This window comes from Cellulomonas telluris (genome assembly GCF_004886325.1).
Lineage (GTDB): Bacteria > Actinomycetota > Actinomycetes > Actinomycetales > Cellulomonadaceae > Cellulomonas > Cellulomonas telluris.
Genome location: NZ_QXFN01000090.1, coordinates 1 through 538, shown reverse-complemented (window position 1 = coordinate 538; position 538 = coordinate 1). Strand labels below are relative to the sequence as shown.

The window sequence follows — 538 nt, the reverse complement described above, 5'->3', positions numbered from 1 at the left end:
TCGGCCGGGCGGGACTCCGTGGAGCTCGGGTCCGGTGGCCGTCAGCGCGTCGACCTCGACGCCGACACCGTCGTCGCCACGACAGGCGGCAGCACGAGCCAGAGCGGCGATCAGTGGTCGTCGGGGATGCTCGACGTCGCCAACGCCGACGTCCTGGACCGCGCCGGTGACGGGCACACCGTCTACTGGAGCGGGACCCAGGCGCCGGGCTCGCGCGTCTCGGTCGGCACCTCCGCCGAGCTGCGCCCCGCACTCGGTGTCGGTGACATGGTCATCGACGCGGCCCGGGGGTCCTGGACCGAGGACGGCGCACCGGTGCTCTCTTGGACGGGCGAGGTCACCCGCTTCGAGCTGCAGGGCGGCGCCCCGGACTCGCTGGCCCTGACCGGCAGCGACCGCGACGAGTACGTCGGTGTCTTCCTCAACCGCGGCGCGCGCACGAAGCTGCGGATCAACCTGGCCAGGGGCGACGACACCCTGCTCGCGCCGGACGGCATCGGCTGGAAGGGCAGCGCCTACCTCGGCGGTCCGGAGATCG

At 73.6% G+C, this 538-nt stretch carries 1 protein-coding gene; it reads left to right on the top strand.

The genetic code is table 11. The annotated features are described in order from the left end of the window. The coding region (locus FB586_RS19595; RefSeq protein WP_168800629.1) for a hypothetical protein at positions 1-538 on the top strand (538 nt) is incomplete at both ends.